Below are 16,599 nucleotides of genomic sequence, written 5' to 3'. Positions count from 1 at the left end.
CGCGGTGAGAGGGGCGCGGCAGATGGAGCGACAGGACGGGACGGTGGGCGAGCCCACCGACCAGCTCACCGTCGACCAGCTCGCAGCCCGCGCAGGCGTGACCGTACGTACGGTCCGTTTCTACAGCACCCGGGGCCTGCTGCCGCCGCCCACGATCGGCCCCCGCCGTGTCGGCCTGTACGGCCCCGAGCACCTCTCCCGGCTTGCGCTGATCGAGGAGTTGCAGAACCAGGGCATGACGCTGGCGGCCATCGAGCGCTATCTGCAACGGCTCCCCGACGACATCAGCGCCCACGATCTGGCGATCCACCGTGCGGTGGTCACCTCCTGGATGCCGGACACCGTGGACGAGACGACGCGGGCCCAACTGGAGAGCCGCGTCGGCCGGGAGCTGACCGACGACGACCTCGAGCGGCTCGCGGCGATGAGCGTCCTGGCCCGCACGGACGACCCGGACGTCTTCCGTGTCGATCCGGCGCTGGTGCAGCTCGGGGTACGGCTGCTGGACGTACCGATCTCGCAGGAGGCGATCCTGGCCGCGCGCGAGGTGATGATGGAGCACACCCGCTCGGCGGCTCGGGAGCTGAGTCGGCTGTTCAAGCAGGAGGTGTGGGACCCGTACCGGGAGCTGGAGTCGGACCCGGAACGGCTGGAGCGGATGAAGGCGCTCTCCGCGCATATGCAGCCGATGGTGGTGCAGGCCCTGGTGACCGCGTTCCAACGCTCGATGAAGGAGGAACTGCGGGAGGTCTTCCCGCTGGAGCGTGCCCCGCGGACGGCCGCGGACCCCGCGGCGGAGTGACGCGGGGTCCGGTGTCGGCAGACCGACCGGTCAGTCGGTGAAGGTCTCGCCCCTGGCCGCCTTCTCCTCCAGCAGCGCGGGAACCGCGAACCGCTCCCCGTAGCGCTCGCTCAACTCCCGGGCGCGGGCCACGAAGCCGGGCAGTCCGCCCTCGTAGCCGTTGATGTACTGGATCACGCCACCCGTCCAGGCGGGGAAGCCGATGCCCATGATGGAGCCGATGTTGGCGTCGGCGACGGTGGTGAGCACGCCCTCCTCGAAGAGCCGGACGGTGTCCAGCGCCTCGGAGAAGAGCATCCGCTCCTGCATGTCCTTCAGCGGGATGTCGGCGCCGCCCTCCTTCGCGCTCGTGCCTTCAACGAAGTGCTCCCGCAGGCCCGGCCACAGCCCTGCCCGCTTGCCGTTCTCGTCGTAGTCGTAGAAGCCCGCACCACCGCTGCGCCCGGTGCGGCCGAACTCGTCCACCATCCGGTCGAGTACGGCGTCGGCCGGGTGCGCGGGCAGTTCCTTGCCCTCGGCGCGCAGGGCCTGCCGCGTCTCGTCGCGGATCTTGCGCGGCAGGGTGAGGGTGAGCTCGTCCATCAGGGAGAGCACCTTGGCCGGATAGCCGGCCTGCGCTGCGGCCTGTTCCACGGTGGCGGGGTCGACGCCTTCGGCCAGCAGCGCGACGCCCTCGTTGATGAAGTGGCCGATGACGCGCGAGGTGAAGAAGCCACGCGAGTCGTTGACCACGATCGGCGTCTTACGGATCTGCCGTACGAGGTCGAAGGCGCGGGCCAGCGCCTCGTCGCCGGTCTCCTTGCCCCTGATGATCTCGACCAGCGGCATCTTGTCGACGGGCGAGAAGAAGTGCAGCCCGATGAAGTCGCCCCGGCGCTCGACCCCTTCGGCGAGCGAGGTGATCGGCAGGGTGGAGGTGTTGGAGCACAGCAGAGCTTCGGGCGAGACGATGTGCTGGATCTCCTGGAACACCTTGTGCTTGAGCGCGGGGTCCTCGAACACCGCCTCGATGACGGCGTCGCAGCCCGCCACGGCCTGCGGGTCGGCGGTGGGGGTGATCCGCGCCAGCAGCGAGTCCCGCTCGGCCTCGGTGGTCCTCCCACGCGAGAGCGCCTTCTCCAGCAGTCCCGCCGAGTACGCCTTGCCCTTCTCGGCCGCCTCTTGGCTGACGTCCTTGACGACGACCTCGATGCCCGCCTTGGCGCAGGAGTAGGCGACGCCGGCGCCCATCATGCCCGCGCCCAGCACGGCGACCTTGGCGACCTTGCGCTCGGCGATCCCCTCCGGCCTGCTGCGGCCCGCGTTGACGGCCTGGAGGTCGAAGAAGAACGCCTGGATCATATTGGTGGAGATCTGCCCGCAGGCCAGTTCCACGAAGTAGCGGGCCTCGATCACCTGCGCCGTCTCGAAGTCCACCTGGGCACCCTCGACGGCGGCGGCCAGGATGTTGCGCTGCGCCGGGTAGGGCGCGCCGCCCGTCTGCTTCTTGAGGTTGGCGGGGAAGGCCGGCAGGTTCTCGGCGAACTTGGGGTGCGCGGGCGTCCCGCCGGGGATCTTGTACCCCTTGGCGTCCCAGGGCTGCTGCGCGGTGGGGTTGGCCTCGATGAAGGCGCGGGCCGCCGCCAGCATCTCCTCAGGCGTCTGTACGACCTCGTGGACCAGGCCGATCTCCTTGGCCTTGCCGGGGTGGTACTGCTGGCCCTGGAGCAGCACGTTCAGCAGCGCGTCGGTGATGCCGAGCAGCCGTACCGTACGGGTGACACCGCCGCCGGCCGGGAGCAGCCCCAGCGTGGCCTCCGGGCAGCCGATCTTGGAGCCCTGCGCATCGAGCGCGACACGGTGATGGCAGGCCAGCGCGATCTCCAGCCCGCCGCCGAGCGCGGCCCCGTTGATCGCCGCCACGACCGGGATGCCGAGGGTCTCGATACGGCGCAGATCACGCTTGATGCGCATCCCGTTGTCGAAGACCTCCTGGGCGTTCTCGGGCCGTGCCTGGATGAGCAGCCGCAGATCGCCGCCCGCGAAGAACGTCTTCTTGGCGGAGGTCATGATGACGCCCCGTACGCCCTCCCGCTCCGCCTCCAGCCGGTCGGCGATCGCGGTGAGGGAGGTCTGGAAGGCCGCGTTCATGGTGTTCGCGGACTGGTCCGGATCGTCGAAGGTCAGCGTGACGATCCCGTCGCTGTCCTTGTCCCAGCGGATGGTAGTGGGTTCAGGCATGGGTGGTCTCCTCCTTTTGCCCGCCGCACCGGCGAGCAACGACAACGGCGTGGGTACGGCGGCAGCTACACCCGCTCAACAACGGTGGCGATCCCCATGCCACCCCCCACACACAGCGTGACCAGCCCGTACCGCTGATCCGTCCGCTCCAGCTCGTCGATGCACGTACCGAGCAGCATCGCGCCCGTGGCCCCCAGCGGATGCCCCATGGCGATGGCACCGCCGTTGACGTTCACCTTCTCCAAGGGGAGGTCCATATCGCGCGCGAACCGCAACACCACCGCAGCGAACGCCTCGTTCATCTCCGCGACAGCGATGTCGTCGACCGTCAGCCCGGCCTTGGCGAGGGCCTTGCGGCACGCGGGCGCCGGGCCCGTCAGCATGATGGTCGGGTCAGCACCGGAGACGGCAGCGGAAACAACCCGCGCACGGGGGCGCAGCCCGTACCGCTTGCCGACCTCTTCGCTGCCGATGGCGACCAGCGCCGAACCGTCCACGATGCCCGAGGAGTTGCCGGCGTGGTGCACATGGTCGATCTTCTCGACCCAGTGGTACTTCTGGAGTGCGACGGCGTCGAATCCGCCCATCTCCCCGATGGCGGCGAACGACGGCTTGAGGCCCGCGAGGCTGTCGGCTGTGGTGCCGGGGCGGATGTGCTCGTCGTGGTCGAGGACGGTGAGCCCGTTGCGGTCCCGTACCGGCACCACGGAGCGCTCGAATCGGCCCTCCTTCCACGCGTGTGCGGCCAGCTCCTGCGAGCGCGCCGCGTACTCGTCCACGTCCCGGCGGCCGAAGCCCTCCAGGGTGGCGATGAGGTCGGCACCGATGCCCTGGGGGACGAAGCCGGTCTCGAAGCTGGTCATCGGGTCGTTGAACCAAGCGCCGCCGTCCGAGCCCATCTTCACCCGCGACATGGACTCCACACCGCCCGCCAGCACGAGGTCCTCCCAGCCGGAACGGACCTTGGCGGCGGCCATGTTGACCGCCTCCAGGCCGGAGGCGCAGAAGCGGTTCTCCTGGACACCGGCGACCGTGTCGGGCAGCCCGGCGGCGATGGCGGCGATCTTCGCGATGTCCGAGCCCTGGTCGCCGACGGGGCTGACGACGCCGAGCACGATGTCGTCGACGGCCTGCGGATCCAGGTCGGGCATCCGGCGGCGCAGTTCGTCGATGAGGCCGACGACGAGGTCGACGGGCTTGGTGCCGTGCAGGGCGCCGTTGGCCTTCCCGCGCCCGCGTGGGGTGCGGATGGCCTCGTACACGAACGCTTCTGAGCTCACGAGGGGGTGCCTTTCATGCGGGTGCGGGAGGTACGGGTTGCGCGAAGGGCTCGGCGGCCGGCCCGGCGGGTCAGTTCAGCAGCGACCGTCCGATGATCTCCTTCATGATCTCGGTGGTCCCGCCGTAGATGGTCTGGATACGGCCGTCGGTGAACGCCTTGGCGACCCGGTACTCGTTCATGTAGCCGTAGCCGCCGTGGAGCTGGAGGCAGCGGTCGGCAGCACGCTTCTGCAGTTCGGTGGCCCACCACTTGGCCATGGAGGCGTGTACGGCGTCCAGTTCGCCCCTGGTGTGCTCCTCGATGCAGCGGTCCAGGAAGGCACGGGTGACGGCGCACTCGGTGGCCAGTTCGGCGATCTCGAACCGGATGTGCTGGAGCTTGGCGAGCGGTCGGCCGAACGCCGTGCGCTCCTTGACGTACTCGGTGGTGAGCTCCAGCAGCTGCTCGGCACCGGCGATCCCGGCGACGGCGATGGCCATCCGCTCCTGCGCCAGATTGATCATCAGGTGTGTGAAGGCGCCGTTGAGCTCACCGAGCAGGTTCTCCTTGGGCACGCGTACGTCGGTGAAGAACAGCTCGGCGGTGTCCTGCGCCTTCTGGCCGATCTTGTCGAGGTTGCGGCCGCGCTCGAAGCCCGCCGTGCCGCGCTCGACGACGAGCAGGCTCAGCCCGTGCGCGCCGCCCTCTGGGGTCGTTCTGGCCACGACGACGACCAGGTCGGCGAGGATGCCGTTGGAGATGAACGTCTTCGAGCCGTTCAGCAGCCAGTGGTCGCCCTTGTCCTGAGCGGTGGTGCGGATGCCCTGCAGATCGGAGCCGGCGCCGGGCTCGGTCATGGCGATGGCGGTGATGGTCTCGCCGGTGCAGAAGCCGGGCAGCCAGCGGCGCTGCTGCTCCTCGGTCGCCAGCCCGGTGAGGTAGGGGCCGACGATGTCGTTGTGCAGCCCGACCGCCAGCCCTGGGGCACCTGCACGGGTGAACTCCTCGGCCAGCACGGCGGCGTAGCGGAAGTCCGGCTCTCCCCCACCGCCGTACTCCTCGGGCACTGCGATGCCGAGCAGCCCCTGCCGCCCCGCGGCCCGCCACACGTCGCGGGAGACGACGCCGTCCCGCTCCCACTGCTCGTAGTACGGCTCCACCTCCTTGGCCAGGAAAGTGCGCACGGTCTGCCGGAAGGCCTCGTGGTCCTCGGTGAAGATCTGCCGCTTCATCTGATGCTTCATGAGGTGGGGTGGTCTCCTTCGCGCGGTGCGGCGGGGGTGGTGGGTGCGGCGCCTGCGGTGGGTTCGGCGGATGCCCGGTCGGCCGCGGCGAGGTCCGGTACGTCCCAGTCGCGGGCGACCTCTGCTGTGTGCGCGCCGGGTCGGGCCGGGCCGGAGACGACGCGGGTGGGCGTCGCGGAGAACCGGGGCGCGGGCGCGGGCTGGGTGATACCGCTGTGTTCGAGGTAGGTGCCGCGCGCCGCCAAATGCGGGTGGGACGGCGCCTCGGTCAGTGAGAGCACGGGGGCGACACAGGCGTCGGTGTCCTGGAAGACGTCCGTCCACTCCGCACGCGTACGGGAGGCGAACCGGGCGGCGATCAGCTCCCGCAGCTCCCCCCACGCGGCGAGGTCCTCTCGGGGCGGTGCCTCGTCCGCAATACCGAGCAGGCGCACGAACTCCGTGTAGAACGCGGGCTCCAGTGCGCCGACGGCCATGAAACCGCCGTCGGAGGTGGCGTAGGTGCCGTAGAAGGGGCAGCCGCCGTCCAGCAGGTTGGCGGCGCGCCGGTCCCGCCAGCTGCCCGCCGCCAGCAGGCCCTGGATCATCGCTGTGAGGTGGCTCGTGCCGTCCACGATCGCCGCGTCCACGACCTGTCCCGCACCCTGCGGGCCGCGCGCGTGGTGCAGCGCCGCCAGGATGCCGATGACGAGGTAGAGGGAGCCGCCTGCGTAGTCGCCCAGCAGATTGCCGGGTGCGACGGGCGGCCCCTCGGCCGGCCCCGTCATGCCCAGGGCTCCGGTCACGGCGATGTAGCCGATGTCGTGCCCGGCCCGCTCGGCCAGCGGCCCCTCCTGGCCCCAGCCGGTCATCCGGCCGTACACCAAGCGCGGGTTACGGGCGAGACAGACCTCGGGGCCGATGCCGAGGCGCTCGGCGACGCCGGGCCGGAACCCCTCGACGAGCACGTCGGCGCGCTCGGCGAGCGAGAGGGCTGCGGCAACTCCCGCCTGCTGTTTGAGGTCGAGCATCACGGAGCGCTTGTTGCGGTTGGTGACGTCGTATTCCGGTGCGACGGCGAGCGCGCCGCCCCCGGGCCGGTCGACGCGGACGACGTCGGCACCCAGGTCGGCCAGCGTCATGGCGGCGAACGGCCCCGGTCCGATCCCGGCCAGCTCCACGACGCGCACCCCGGCCAGTGGGCCCCCGGCGGCGGCTCGGGCGTGTTCCTCCGCTGCTGCCATCGGGCCCCCAGCACTGTGACACAACTGATGTAACACCGGCGATGCTATGGACACCCCCGCCAATCCACAAGCCCACGCGGGACGACGCGGGCGCCCCGCGCCGGGTGGTGGGCGACGAGGGCGGCACCCCGCTGCGCTGCTGCCTGGAGCGGAGCAACCGGGCGAGCCCCTCGCCCGGTCGAGTTCGGCTGCGTCCACCTGGAGACACGGAGAGCCGTCACCGGCTGAGCCGCCGGGGGCGTTCACCCGGGAGTGGGATGGACAGCCACGGCTGGTAGTGCGTAAAGTTGCGTGAAAGTCAGAGATTTCACGCAACTTTGCGCAGCTTTACCAGTACCGGGCCGCAGGGGCTCCGGTCCAGGAGGGGGTCCCACGCATGGGCGAGACGGCATACATGGAGCAGGAGTTGCGCAGCCAGCCGGAGACATGGCGGGCAGCCGCGAAGATCGGCTCCGGCGCCACCCCGCTCCCGGCGGCGGGCGCACGCGTGGCCGTGGTCGGCTGCGGGACCTCATGGTTCATGGCCCAGTCCTACGCGGCGCTGCGCGAGCGGGCCGGGCTGGGCGTGACGGACGCGTTCGCCGCTTCGGAAGCCTTCCTCGGCGAGGCCCGCGGGTACGACGCGGTGGTCGCGATCACCCGCTCCGGCACCACGACGGAGGTGCTGCGCGTGCTGGAGGCGATGCGGGGGCGGATCCCGACCGTCACGGTGCTGGGCGACCCCGACACCCCGGCGACGTCACTGTCGGACGAGACGGTCGCGCTGCCGTTCGCCGACGAGAAGTCCGTGGTGCAGACCCGTTTCGCCACCTCGGCCCTCGCCCTGCTGCGCGCACACCTGGGCGAGGATCTGGCGGGCCCGGTGAGCGACGCGGAGGAGGCACTGGCCTGCCCGCTGGAGCAGCAGTGGCTGGACGCCGAGCAGTTCACCTTCCTGGGCACGGACTGGACCTTCGGCCTGGCCAACGAGGCGGCGCTGAAGATGCGGGAAGCGTCCCAGAGCTGGACGGAGTCCTACCCCGCCTTGGAATACCGGCACGGGCCGATAGCCATCGCAGCGCCCGGGCGGGTCACCTGGCTGTTCGGTGCAGCGCCGGAGGGGCTGGAGGGCGAAGTGACCGCGACGGGTGCCCGGTTTGTATGCCACGCCCGTGACCCGCTCGCCGATCTGGTGCTGGTCCACCGGGTCGCGCTGGAGCGGGCCCGGGTCCGGGGGCTCGACCCGGACAACCCGCGCAGCCTCACCCGCTCGGTGATGCTGGACGGCTGACGGGAGGGCGGCATGGTGGAGTGCGCCCCTGATGGCCGCGCCCCCGAGCTACCCGCTCCGCTGCCTCCTCTGCCCTCCGTGCCTCTCCCCTCCTGTCCTCCCCTCCCTCCTGTCCTCCCGTCGCTCCGTCTCCCGTCGCTCCCGCCCTCCCGTCCTTCTCCTGGTCAAGGAGTCCCCGATGCCCCTCGTTCCCACCGCCTGGATCCTCGCCGACGCCCGTGCGGCGGGCATCGGCGCCGCCGCCTTCAACGTCATCCATCTGGAGACCGCCGAGGCGCTGGTCGCGGCGGCCGACGACACCGGCCTCCCGCTCATCCTCCAGATCAGCGAGAACTGCGTGCGGTACCACGGCAGTCTGCTGCCGATCACCCGCGCGACCCTCGCGCTTGCAGAGGCGGCGCGGACCGATGTCTCGGTGCATCTGGACCACATCACCGAGGCGGAGCTGGTCCGCCAGGGTGTCGCGGCCGGGGTCGGCTCCGTGATGATCGACGCCTCCACGCTGCCGTACGCGCAGAACGTGGCCACGACCGCGCGGCTGACCTCCTGGTGCCACGACCGGGACGTGTTCGTCGAGGCGGAGCTGGGCGAGGTGGGCGGCAAGGACGGAGTGCACGCGCCGGGGGTGCGGACCGACCCGGAGGAGGCCCAGGCGTTCATCGCGGCCACAGGCGTGGACGCGCTGGCCGTCGCGGTGGGCTCCTCGCATGCGATGCGGGAACGCACGGCGAAGCTGGATCTGGAGCTGATCGGGCAGCTGCGCGAGAAACTGTCGGTGCCGCTGGTGCTGCACGGCTCCTCGGGGGTTCCGGACGAGGAACTGCGAGCCGCCGTCGCGGCGGGGATGACCAAGATCAACATATCGACGCATCTCGTCTCGGTCTTCACCCAGGGCGTGCGTAAGGTACTGGAGGCCGATCCCGCGCTCATCGACTCGCGCAAGTACGTCGCCCCGGCGCGGGAGGCGGTCCGGAGCGAGGCGGCGCGACTGCTGCGCGTACTCGGGGGCGAGGGGCGGGAGAAGGAGAAGACCTCAGGTGAAGCGCCATGAGCGGATGAACGCCCTGCTCGAACTGCTGGGAGAGCGCGGCAGCGTGGAGGTCGAGGAAGCGGCCACCGCACTGGAGGTCTCGGCCGCCACGATGCGGCGCGACATGGACGCGCTGGCCGAGCAGCAGCTGCTCACCCGCACCCGGGGCGGCGCGGTGCTCAGCGCGGTGACCTACGACCTGCCGATCCGCTACAAGCGCGGGCACCACGTGGGAGCGAAGCAGTCGCTGGCCCGGGCCGCCGCCGCGATGGTGGAGCGCGGCAACGTGGTCGGGCTGAGCGGCGGCACCACGACCACGGAGATCGCCCGCGCTCTGACCACCCGCCCAGACCTGGCCGAACCCGGTCCGCAGCCGCATCTGACCATCGTCACCAACGCGTTGAACATCGCCTATGAGCTGGCCGTGCGGCCGCAGATCAAGACGGTCCTCACGGGCGGGGTGGCGCACTCCCGGACGTTCGAGCTGACGGGCCCCTACAGCGAGCTGGTGCTGGGCGAGATCACCGTGGACATAGCCTTCATCGGCGCCAACGGTATGGACCCCAAGGAGGGTGCCACCGTCTACGACGAGTCGGAGGGCCGCATCAACGGGCTGATGGCCGAGCGGGCCGGGCGGGCAGTGGTCGTCACGGACTCCTCGAAGGTCGGCGTGCGCTGCTTCGCCCGGATCGGCGGCCCGGACCTGTTCGACACCTTCCTCACGGACAGCGGCATCCCGGACGCCGCACGCCGGGAGTTCGAGGAACAGGGCCTGACCGTAACGCTGGCGGAGCCGGACCCGGACGACTGACACCTCCGCGACCTGTTTCCCCTGTGCTGGGAGGGGGTGCCCTATCGGTGGCTGACGACGTTGACGATGCGCCCGTCGGGGTCGACGGCGAAGAAACGGCGTACCCCCCAGGGCTCGTCGCGGATGTCGTGCACGATCTCGGCACCGCTGTCGACCATCGCGGCGTAGGCGGCATCGACGTCGTCCACCTCGACGCTGAAGTCGGGCTGTACGTCCGCCGCCCGGTCGGCCGTCATCAGGATGATCTGCGCGGTCGGGTTGCTGGGGGAAGCCAGGTTGATGACCCAGCCCAGGTTCATCACCTCCTCGAAGCCCAGCCGGGCGTAGAACTCCCGGCATTTGTCGAGGTCTTCGGAGGTGAGATCGGGAACGACTCGGCGAATGGTCATCACGGCTCCAGAATTCGGCCTGGTGTTCGATTGCAGTGAGCATAGAACAACGCGGCGCCAGAGGGGCGGAAGCGCCGTGGCCCCATGGCTGTGGCCCCATGTACGGGGAGTCGGGCCAGGGTGGCACTGAAGCCGCAGCCGTAGTGACGCATCGTCAGCACTCAGCAGCACCATGGGAGGGACATCAGTCATGTACCCCGGAGTCCACGCGTCCGCAGGCCCGGACCCCAGGGCCAAGCCTGCCGTCCTCGTTCACCGACCGGCTGCTCCGCACCCCCCACGGGCGAGCTCGCCAAGGGGATGCTGAAGCGCCGGGAGCGGTTGCGGTGGTCAGCCGTTGACGAGGGCGGCGAGGGCGTCGCGCAGCGGGGTGGTGGGACGGCCGATCAGCTGGGAGAGGTCACCGGGGGTGTCGGCCAGGGTGCCGGCGGCGGTGTCGGCTTCCAGTCGGCCGAGGAACTGCGCCGTGTCCTCGGGGACTCCGTTGTCGGTGAGTGTGCGCACGAACTCCTCGGTCGGCAGGTCGCGGTAGACGACCTTGCTGCCCGAGACGTCGGTGAGAGCTTCGGCGAACTCCGTCCTGCTCCAGGCGGTGTCGCCGGACAGCTCATGGACCGTCTTCCGGTGGCCGTCACCGGCCAGCACGGCAGCCGCGGCGGCGGCGTAGTCGGCGCGGGTGGCCGAGGCGACCCGGCCGGCACCGGCAGCCCCCACGAACTCCCCGGTGGCCAGGGCCTGCTGGACGGTCTGGGCGTAGTTCTCGATGTACCAGCCGTTGCGCAGCAGGCTGTAAGGCAGCCCGGACGCGCGCAGGTACTCCTCGGTCGCCTTGTGCTCGGGGGCGAGGGAGAGGGTGGTGGTGTCGGCGTGCAGAACGCTGGTGTAGGCGAGCAGTCCGGCACCGGCGGCCTTGGCCGCGTCGATGGCGGCCCGGTGCTGCGCCACGCGCTGACCGACCTCGTTGCCGGAGATCAGCAGCACCTTCTCCGCGCCCTGGAAGGCGTTGTGCAGCGTTTCGGGCCGGTCGTAGTCGGCCTCGCGTATCTGCACCCCCCGGGCGGCGAGATCGGCGGCCTTGTCGGGCGTACGTACGGCGGCGACGATGCGCCCGGCAGGCACATCGCGGTCGAGCAGAGCGTCGATGACCAGGCGGCCGAGCTGGCCGGAGGCCGCGGTGACAACAAGCATGATCCGTTCCTTGGCTGTCCCCGGAAGGGCTGCGCCGGTCCGGTCCGGGGGTGCCGGGTCGACGTCGTCGGTTGAAGAGGCAATCAATTTCCTCGCCGCTTCATTCCCACGCGCGGCACTCAGCCCCCGGCCCCGGCCACCAGGGCCACCGCCAGCGCGGCGATGATCGCGCTCGACGCCAGTCCGGTGACGGCACGGCCCCGCGGCCCGGTGAGGGCGCGGCCCAGCGCCGCCCCGCTGGAGGCGAGCAGAAGCTGCCAGGTCACCGAGGCGAAGACGATCCCGGCGACGAAGGCCACCCGGCCGGGCCCGCCGGGCCCGCCGAGTCGCTGGTTGCCGAGCGTCAGCGCGGAGAAGTAGATGATCGCCCAGGGGTTGAGCAGGGTCAGACCGAGCAGCCCCAGGAATGCGCGGGAGGGAGTGCCCAGCGCCGCTTCTCCGGGGAGGACCGACTTGGCGGCGTCCGGCGCCGGACCGCACGGCCCGTCGGAGAACCGGTCACCGCACCCGTCGACGGACTGGTCACGGGGCCCGCCGACGGACTGGTCACGGGGCCCGCTGGCTGAACGGTCGTCCGACCCGTCGGCAGGACGGTCGTCGGGCCCGCGGACGAGTCGGCCGCCGCCGGGCGGTGCTGTTTGCAGCTGCAGCCGGTCCGCCCGCGTCTGCTGCCGCCGCCGGTCCGCCCGCACCTGCCGCAGCGCCCGTACGGCTGTACGAGCCGAGCGGGCGGCCATCAGCACCAGCACCGCGGAGGCCGTCCAGCGCAGCGGGTCTGCGATCGGCTCGACGGCCCGGGCAACGGCGGCCCCGCCCACCACCGCCACGGTGGCGTAGGCACCGTCGGCGACCGCCACTCCCAGGGCGCCCGCAACGCCCACCCGCAGCGAGGTCCTGGCGGTCAGGCTCACCAGCAGCACAGCGAGGGCCCCGACCGGAATGGCGACGGCGTACCCGGCCACCAGGCCCGCGACGACCGCGTCCGCCACAGAAGAAGCAGAGGCCACCGAGGACGCGGAGGATGTTGCCGAGGCTGCCCCGGCGTTCGCCGATGAAATAAGCCCATGAGTCATGTTCCGAAGCGTGGCTGTCGCACACCGTACGAGTCCATCGAAAGTTTTCGTACCGAATCGTTCGACTCAGCGACATGATGGGGAAATGATCGATCCCCGTCTCCAGACGCTTCGGGTGCTGCACCGGTGCGGCACGGTCACGGCCACCGCCGAAGCGCTGCATCTGACGCCGTCCACCGTCTCCCAGCAACTGCGCCAGCTCGCGGCCCGGTTGGACCTGCGGCTGCTGGAGCCGGTGGGCCGCCGGGTACGGCTGACTCCCGCTGCGCTGGCGCTGCTGGAGCACGCCGACGCGCTGCATGCCCACTGGGAAAGTGCGGCTGCCGAACTGGCCGCGCACCGGCGCGGCGGCGCCGGACGGCTGCGCTTCACCTCGATCTCCACCGCACTCGCCACGCTGGTCGCTCCTGCCGCAGCACAACTGCGGCAACAGTGGCCCCAGGCGGCGGTCGAGATCTCCGAGGACCCGGCGGAGGACCGCCACGGCCTGCTGCTGAGCGGCGCTGCCGACATCGCCGTCGTCCTGCCGTCGCCCGACAGCCCGCCTCCGGACGACCGCCAGTTCCGCCAGCACCCGTTGCTCACCGAGCCGCAGGATCTGCTGGTGCCCGACGACCACCGGTTGGCACGGCGCTCTCCGGAAGCCAAGGACGCCCAGGGCACCGCCGGGGTGACGCTGGCCGACGCTGCAGAGGATTCCTGGATCCGGGCGGGCGACCCGAACGACCAGCACCAGCTGCTGCTGGCCGCCTGCGCGGCGGCCGGATTCACGCCCCGGGTCGCGCAGGCGGCCGTCGACTGGACGGCGGTCGCCTCCCTCGTCGCGCACGGCTTCGGCATCTGCCTGATCCCCCGGCTGGCCCGCGTACCCGCGGGACTGCCGGTGACCCGCGTCCCGCTGTCCGGGCCGCACGCCCCGATACGCCGCATCCTGACCTGCGTACGCAGAGGCGCGGAGCAGCAACCCCTCATCGCCCACGGCCTGGCCGCGCTCCAGGGCGCCGCCGCGGAGTACGCCACGTCGACGCAGCCGTGGCCCGCGACGGCGGCCTGAGGGACGACCGGAGCTACTGGCGCGCTGCCTCCAGTCGCGCCACCCGTCCCTTTTCGCCCGCCGCCCAGCATCCGAGGTCCGGGGCGCAGTCGACCGTGTCGTAGGAGCCGCTGCCGAACGTCCGCCAGCTGCGCCCGCCGTCGAGCGTGAGGTCCGAACCGGTCGGGCCGACAGCCACCGCGGCCCGCCTGGTGTGCGGCAGCCAGGCGACGCCCGAGCGGTAGCCGGGAACGGGACGGGCGCTCGCCGTCCAGCTCGAACCGCCGTCCCCCGTCACGGCAGAGGCCCGCGGGGCCGGCTCGCCGGGTTCGTAGTCGCCCCCCACGGCCAGCCCGTGCGCAGGGTCTCGGAAGGCGAGCCCGAAGACGCCGCGGGCGGGTTCGGCGGCGGGTACGGGGGTCTCGGCAGCTTGCCAATGCCGTCCCCGGTCGGCGGTGCGGAAGACGCGTGAGGTGTCGGCACCGCCGGTCGCGAACCACGCGTGCCGTCCGCCCGCGCTGGTCAGGCACTGCCCGCCGGCGGCGAAGTTCGCCTCACCGCGCAGTGCCGCGGGCATACCGTCCGAGGGCAGCAGCCGCCAGTGGCGACCGCCGTCGCGGGTCGCGAGGACCTGGAACCTGCCGTCCACCGGGTCGCCGACGATCAGGCCGTTGCGGCGGTCGAAGAAGGTGACGCAGTTGTAGAAGGCGGCCGGGTCGGCGTTGCGGAAGGTCTCGTGCCAGTGCGCCCCGCCGTCCTGGGTGCGGAACACCCGGGAGGCGTCGCCCTCCCCGATCGCCAGCACCACGGCGCCGCGCGTACCGAACGTCTCGATGTCGCGGAACTCCAGCCCTTCGGCGCCCGGCGGGGAGACGTCGCGCCACGTCCGGCCGCCGTCCCCGGTGCGCAGTACGGTGCCGCCGGTGCCCGCCACCCAGGCGGCGGACCGGCTGACGGCCGACAGCCCGCGGAACCGGGCCGTGCTGCCGCTGTCCTTGCCGGACCAGCCGAACCCGGCGTCACCGGTAGTGGCCTTCCGCAGGGCATCGCCGACGCTGGGCGCCGGCGCGGCATGCTCACCGCCGTCCCGCTGCCCGGCCGTTGCCGGTCCCCCGCTCACGGCCGTACACACGGCCACCCCCGAGAGCACCACGGCCCACGTCCGCCGCATCGTCCCCACCCGCCTCCGTCATCTCGACGACCGTCCGGCCGACCAGCAGTCCGACGTTCCGACAACCGGCCGCCGCAACCTAAGCCCATCACCGCCCCGCCGTCACCCGATCCGGTGCCGACGGGTGTCAAAATGCGCGCTATGGATCAGTTTTCTGCGGCTGGGAAGCCCAGGGAGGCTCGGGATCTCGCCACGCGCGACTCCGCGAGCACCCCGAAGCCCGACACCGAGTTCGTACCCGGCGAGTTCGAGCGCGGCGGCAAGCCCGGCGGAGGCCGGTCCGGCGGGACCGCGCCGGCCACCGGCCCCGCGGCGTCCGCCACCGACGACGGCCCACCGGCCCTCGAAGGCACGGCCCCCGCCGGGCCCGCCGTACAGCAGTCCGGTACGGCGCAGGCGTGGACGGCGCTCGGCGGGGATCCGGCGCTGCTGGCCCGTGTCTCGCGGGAGCGCCGTCCGGGCCTGCTCCCCTCCGCGCTGCCCGTGCTGGAGCTGGCCTCCGCCACCGTGGCGGTGTGCTCGCTGGCGGCGGCCGAGTTCTCGTGCGTACGGGCCCGCAGCGCGCTGTTGCCGCCCGTCCGGGTGGACGACGGTGCCGTGGCCACCGCCTTCCACAGCGACCGGCTGGTACGCATCGACGGCCGGGCTCCGGTGACCTTCGCTCCGCTGTCCCGGTTCTGGCGTACGGCCGACGGCTGGGTACGCACCCACGCCAACTACCCGCATCACCGTGCCCGGCTGCTCTCCGCGCTCGGCATGCCCGACCACGGCCCCGCGGAGGACGAGGCGGCGGCCGGCCGGGTGGCCACCGAGCTGGCGGGCCGTCAGGCGCTGGACGTCGAGGAGGCGGTCTACGCGGAGGGCGGGCTGGCCGTCGCAGTCCGGGCCCCCGAGGAGTGGGCGGTGCACCCGCAGCGGGCGGCCGTCGGTCCCACCCCGCTGGTGGCCCTCAGCAGGCTGGACGGGGCCCCGACGCTCCCGCTGGACGGCCCGCCCGGGCCGGGAGGGCTGCGCGGCCTGCGCGTGCTCGACCTCACGCGGGTCCTGGCGGGCCCGGTCGCCACCCGTACGCTTGCGCTGCTCGGCGCGGACGTGCTGCGTATCGACGCGCCGGAGCGGCCGGAGTTCCTGGACACGCACGCGGACACGGACCTGGGCAAGCGCTCGACGCTGCTCGATCTGTCCAGCCGCGCGGGGCAGGCCACCTTCGAGGAGCTGCTGGCCTCGGCGCACGTGGTCGTGACCGGCTACCGGCCCGGCGCACTGGACCGGTACGGGCTGGCGCCCGAGTCGCTGATGGACCGTCGGCCCGGGCTGGTGGTGGGCCAGCTCAGTGCGTGGGGCGCCGGTGGGCCGTGGCAGCGCCGACGCGGCTTCGACAGCCTGGTGCAGGCCGCCACCGGCATCGCCTGCCTGGAGGCGGCGGGCAAGGCAGGCCCTGCGGGCAAGGTGACGAGCTCCCCCGATCTCGCCCCTGGCGCACTGCCGGCCCAGGCGCTCGACCACGGCTCCGGCTATCTGCTGGCCGCCGGACTGCTGCGGGCCCTCACCGAGCAGCGCACCGGCACCGCCGGGTCCCGGCTGGTACGGCTCTCGCTGGCCCGTACCGCCCACTGGCTGCTGCACGACCTGCCCGCCGCCGAACCCGGCGCCGAGCCGGGCCCCTCGGCGCGGGAAGCCGCGGGTGCGGAGCAGCCCTCGTTCGACCAGGCACCGTGGCTGACCGAGGCCGAAAGCCCGCTGGGACTGCTGCGGTACGCACTCTCCCCGGTGGGCTTCGGTCCGGCGGGCTCCGCGGCGCCGGGCACGGCCGGCAGCCCCCACGACTGGGCACGGGTCACCGGCCAGGTGGGCGGCGACGCCACCGAGTGGATCTGACGCCGC

At 72.1% G+C, this 16,599-nt stretch carries 14 protein-coding genes; 6 read left to right on the top strand and 8 right to left on the bottom strand.

Translation table 11 applies throughout. The features are described 5' to 3' along the window. Positions 1-22: 22 nt before the first annotated feature. A complete protein-coding gene (locus tag ACTWP9_RS04660; RefSeq protein ID WP_443244663.1) occupies positions 23-802 on the top strand; it encodes a MerR family transcriptional regulator in 780 nt (259 codons plus the stop codon). A 30-nt stretch (positions 803-832) separates the two neighbouring features. On the opposite strand, the gene ACTWP9_RS04655 is transcribed toward ACTWP9_RS04660, so the two are convergent. The 4 genes from ACTWP9_RS04655 to ACTWP9_RS04640 all read right to left on the bottom strand — a co-directional run bounded on the left by ACTWP9_RS04655 (position 833) and on the right by ACTWP9_RS04640 (position 6,750). Beyond that, positions 833-3,022 carry a 3-hydroxyacyl-CoA dehydrogenase NAD-binding domain-containing protein gene (locus tag ACTWP9_RS04655; protein WP_443244662.1) on the bottom strand — a complete coding sequence of 730 codons (2,190 nt, stop codon included), beginning with the start codon at positions 3,020-3,022 and terminating at the stop codon, positions 833-835. A 65-nt stretch (positions 3,023-3,087) separates the two neighbouring features. Then, on the bottom strand, positions 3,088-4,302 hold the full coding sequence (locus ACTWP9_RS04650; protein ID WP_443244661.1) for an acetyl-CoA C-acetyltransferase: 1,215 nt from the start codon (positions 4,300-4,302) through the stop codon (positions 3,088-3,090). Positions 4,303-4,372: 70 nt separating this feature from the next. Continuing rightward, complete coding sequence (locus tag ACTWP9_RS04645; protein ID WP_443244837.1) at positions 4,373-5,515, bottom strand: acyl-CoA dehydrogenase family protein; 1,143 nt, start codon at positions 5,513-5,515, stop codon at positions 4,373-4,375. A gap of 8 nt (positions 5,516-5,523) precedes the next feature. Continuing rightward, positions 5,524-6,750, bottom strand: a complete 1,227-nt coding sequence (locus tag ACTWP9_RS04640; protein ID WP_443244660.1) for a CaiB/BaiF CoA transferase family protein — start codon at positions 6,748-6,750, stop codon at positions 5,524-5,526. A gap of 376 nt (positions 6,751-7,126) precedes the next feature. On the opposite strand from ACTWP9_RS04640, the gene ACTWP9_RS04635 reads away from it, so the two are divergent. From ACTWP9_RS04635 to ACTWP9_RS04625, 3 genes are all read left to right on the top strand, one after another. Further along, positions 7,127-8,020 carry an SIS domain-containing protein gene (locus tag ACTWP9_RS04635; RefSeq protein WP_443244659.1) on the top strand — a complete coding sequence of 298 codons (894 nt, stop codon included), beginning with the start codon at positions 7,127-7,129 and terminating at the stop codon, positions 8,018-8,020. Positions 8,021-8,198: 178 nt separating this feature from the next. After that, positions 8,199-9,071, top strand: coding sequence for a class II fructose-bisphosphate aldolase (locus ACTWP9_RS04630; RefSeq protein ID WP_443244658.1), 873 nt, complete (start codon positions 8,199-8,201; stop codon positions 9,069-9,071). Then, positions 9,058-9,861 carry a DeoR/GlpR family DNA-binding transcription regulator gene (locus ACTWP9_RS04625; RefSeq protein WP_443244657.1) on the top strand — a complete coding sequence of 268 codons (804 nt, stop codon included), beginning with the start codon at positions 9,058-9,060 and terminating at the stop codon, positions 9,859-9,861. The genes ACTWP9_RS04630 and ACTWP9_RS04625 overlap by 14 nt, the downstream gene beginning before the upstream one ends. A gap of 41 nt (positions 9,862-9,902) precedes the next feature. On the opposite strand, the gene ACTWP9_RS04620 is transcribed toward ACTWP9_RS04625, so the two are convergent. The 3 genes from ACTWP9_RS04620 to ACTWP9_RS04610 form a co-directional block, all read right to left on the bottom strand. Then, a complete protein-coding gene (locus ACTWP9_RS04620) occupies positions 9,903-10,250 on the bottom strand; it encodes a VOC family protein (protein ID WP_443244656.1) in 348 nt (115 codons plus the stop codon). A 330-nt stretch (positions 10,251-10,580) separates the two neighbouring features. After that, the gene (locus ACTWP9_RS04615) at positions 10,581-11,441 is read right to left on the bottom strand and encodes an NAD(P)H-binding protein (RefSeq protein WP_443244836.1); all 861 of its coding nucleotides are present in this window, start codon (positions 11,439-11,441) and stop codon (positions 10,581-10,583) included. A gap of 116 nt (positions 11,442-11,557) precedes the next feature. Next, complete coding sequence (locus ACTWP9_RS04610; protein WP_443244655.1) at positions 11,558-12,427, bottom strand: LysE family transporter; 870 nt, start codon at positions 12,425-12,427, stop codon at positions 11,558-11,560. A 169-nt stretch (positions 12,428-12,596) separates the two neighbouring features. Between ACTWP9_RS04610 and ACTWP9_RS04605 the strand changes: the two genes are divergently transcribed. Further along, positions 12,597-13,565 (top strand): LysR family transcriptional regulator, encoded by a 969-nt coding sequence (locus tag ACTWP9_RS04605; RefSeq protein WP_443244654.1) that lies wholly within the window; start codon positions 12,597-12,599, stop codon positions 13,563-13,565. Positions 13,566-13,578: 13 nt separating this feature from the next. Here the strand turns inward: ACTWP9_RS04605 and ACTWP9_RS04600 are convergent, their stop codons facing one another. Continuing rightward, positions 13,579-14,715: a WD40/YVTN/BNR-like repeat-containing protein gene (locus ACTWP9_RS04600; protein WP_443244653.1), complete on the bottom strand. Its 1,137-nt coding sequence runs from the start codon at positions 14,713-14,715 to the stop codon at positions 13,579-13,581. Positions 14,716-14,847: 132 nt separating this feature from the next. Between ACTWP9_RS04600 and ACTWP9_RS04595 the strand changes: the two genes are divergently transcribed. Continuing rightward, positions 14,848-16,593, top strand: a complete 1,746-nt coding sequence (locus tag ACTWP9_RS04595; protein WP_443244652.1) for a CoA transferase — start codon at positions 14,848-14,850, stop codon at positions 16,591-16,593. Positions 16,594-16,599 lie beyond the last annotated feature (6 nt).

This window comes from Streptomyces sp. 3N207 (genome assembly GCF_052246355.1).
In the GTDB taxonomy this organism is placed as follows: Bacteria; Actinomycetota; Actinomycetes; order Streptomycetales; family Streptomycetaceae; genus Streptomyces.
Note: the sequence above shows the minus strand (reverse complement) of the source record. Positions and strands in the feature narration are given on the sequence as shown.